Annotated in this window: 3 protein-coding genes; all 3 read right to left on the reverse strand. The window is 46.7% G+C overall.

The window, feature by feature from the left end:
* Positions 1-76: 76 nt before the first annotated feature.
* Positions 77-1516 carry a putative allantoin permease gene (locus E0D98_RS23015; RefSeq protein ID WP_050877072.1) on the reverse strand — a complete coding sequence of 480 codons (1440 nt, stop codon included), beginning with the start codon at positions 1514-1516 and terminating at the stop codon, positions 77-79.
* Between the two features lie 168 nt (positions 1517-1684).
* On the reverse strand, positions 1685-2563 hold the full coding sequence (gene glxR, locus E0D98_RS23020; protein ID WP_000765839.1) for a 2-hydroxy-3-oxopropionate reductase: 879 nt from the start codon (positions 2561-2563) through the stop codon (positions 1685-1687).
* 99 nt (positions 2564-2662) lie between these two features.
* Positions 2663-2896: TIM barrel protein (locus tag E0D98_RS23025; protein ID WP_240723752.1), on the reverse strand; the 234-nt coding region annotated here is incomplete at its 5' end.

Consider the following 2896-nt stretch of genomic DNA (forward strand, 5'->3'; position numbering starts at 1 on the left):
ATAATAAACTCCTTGTAAAATACAGATTGGTTTTTAACTCAATGTTCAATATCGGGATTAATTAACCTATGGTTTTTTACTCTCCTGTTTTTTCTGCTGTTGTACGTTTCTTTAATAAGGCGTAGGCCGCAAAGGCGACGATGACGCCGACAAACCATGAAACACGCGATAACGGTTCCATAAAGGGAATAAACTTACCGCCAAGAGATAAAATAACGGCCACCAGAGTTACTGAAAACGCAGTGAGGTTAAAACCGTTATCGTAATATTTATAATCGCCAGGTGCGGTATACAGTTCATCAAGATTAATTTTCCCACGCATCACCACAAAATAATGCGCCATCATGACACCAATTACCGGACCAAGCATTCCGCCGATAATATCGAGGAACAGATAAATACTGTCCTGATTTTCCATTAATTTCCACGGGCAGATCAGCAGGCTGATAATACTGGCAATCAGTACGCCGTTTTTATAGGTCAGTTTCGTCGGTGCAATAGCGGCAATCTGATAACCGGCAGGAATAATATTACCGGTGGCGTTAGTGGAGATAGTCGTCATCAGAATAACCAGTACCGCAAAGAACGAGGCGAACAAGCTGTCCCAACGCTGAACAATATCCAGCACGTTCCAGGTATCAGCGCCGTAATGAATACTGGCTCCGGCAATAATACATACCCCCGCGACCGCAAACAGAATATAGGCCACAACTAAACCCAGCGTTTGCCCCAGCGCTTGCTCACGAAACGAGTGGGCGTTTTGCGTAAAGTCGGATGCGCTCACCGCCGGTGCCGCCCAGACCGCAACTACCGCGTTTATCACCACCAGGAACAGGAAGCCACTGTTTTCTGCTTTCTGAATACCGCTCGGAATGTAGTCAAAGATTGGACCGAGCCCGACCAGCGAAATCGCCCAAATCGCCATACCGCCGAAAACGATATAGATGCACGGGTTAAGAATGGCAGTGAATTTATTTAAAACTTTGCCACCGCCAAAACCTATACCAACGTTGACCAGCCAGAAGAGTAAGAAAGTAATTAAGCCCGGTAGAGAAAGCCCTAACAGCGTGAAATCACCACCGAGAGTTAAAAATCCCGGCCAGATTTTGCCAATCAGAATCAAGCAGGCCAGTGACCCCGCGTAACATTGCAGGCCAAACCACATAATGGCAGCAATACCGCCTCTTAATAATCCGGGAAACAGTGCGCCACGTACGCCGTAAGAAGCACGCAGGATCATGGCAAACGGTACGCCGTATTTACTGCCCGCAGCGCCGTTTAATACCATTACCGCGGCAATGAAAAAGGCGCTGAGGATAATTGCCAGCATAATACTAAAGGTAGACAAGCCGAGAATAAAAAAGCCGCCGACCATCACATAATTGGGAACGTTATGAACCGAACCCATCCATAAGGTAAAATAGTTAAATGTTTTCCAGGTCCGCTGGCTTTGCGTTTTCGGCAATAGATCTTCGCTATAGCCGCGTTGCTGGAATAGTTTTCTCTGATGTTCCATAAATCCCTCTTAATTTCACGTATCGAATAACGTTGTTTTAATCTAGCTATGAGGAACAAATAAAATAAAAATATTATTTTTAATACTGAAGCAACATCTTTGGCTGCTTTCTTTTTTAATATTGCTGGCCGATTCATTTTCTGATATCGGCCATTTTTATTGCGGGTATCAGGCCAGTTTATGGTTAGCCATTAATTCCAGCGCCTGCACTAACGCAGAGTGATCCAACTGGCTGCCACCGTTTGCCGCACAGGTATTAAATAACTCCTGGCAGGTCGCAGTGTTTGGCAGGTTCAGCGCAAGTGCTTTCGCACTTTGCAGTGCCAGGTTGAGATCTTTCTGGTGCAGAGCGATTTTGAAGCCCGGATTAAAGGTGCGTTTAATCATACGCTCGCCATGAACTTCCAGAATACGTGAGGAAGCAAAGCCGCCCATCAGCGCCTGGCGCACACGTACCGGGTCCGCACCGGCTTTTGAAGCAAATAGCAGGGCTTCAGAAACCGCTTCAATATTGAGCGCCACAATAATCTGATTTGCCACTTTGCAGGTTTGGCCGTCGCCGTTACCGCCCACGAGGGTGATATTTTTACCGAGCAGTTCAAACAGCGGTTTAACACGTTCAAATACCGCTTCATCACCGCCAACCATAATCGACAACGTCCCTTCACGCGCACCGATTTCACCGCCGGAGACTGGCGCATCGAGATAATCGCCGCCCAGTTCATTCACCTGACGAGCGAAACGCTTAGTTTCAATCGGGGAAATGGAGCTCATATCAACAATGGTTTTGCCCTTCAGCGAGGCTTTGGTACAACCATTTTCACCGAACAGAACTTCTTCAACCTGTGGTGTATCTGGCACCATAATAAAAATGATGTCCGATGCTTCCGTTACCTGGCGCGCAGTTTCAACACTGACGGCACCCAGTGACAGTAATTCATCAGCAACCGGTCCAATGGTTGTGACATGCAGTTGATGACCGGCACGCGCCAGATTAATGGCCATCGGTGTACCCATAATGCCTAAGCCAATAAATCCCAGTTTCATAATTAACCTCTTTTAAATTTCGCTTTTCCTGAATTCAGACAACACGATCCCCTGCCAACTTAGCAGCCTAAAAAAGCATTGCCTGAACAGCGTTACGTTTTAACGGTACGGATCCATCCAGCGTAAACCGGCTTCCGTGGTGGTTTGGGGTTTATATTCACACCCAACCCAACCGTTGTAGTCAGAATTTTCGATTACCTTAAAGAGATAATCATAATTAATTTCTCCGGTCCCCGGTTCGCCGCGATGCGGATTATCAGCAATTTGCAGGTGGCCAATTTTATCGGCCCACTGAGTCATGGTGTTGGTTAATTCACCTTCCATCCGCTGCAT

This window comes from Escherichia sp. KCJ4928, assembly GCF_004352695.1.
Classification (GTDB): Bacteria; Pseudomonadota; Gammaproteobacteria; order Enterobacterales; family Enterobacteriaceae; genus ECMA0423.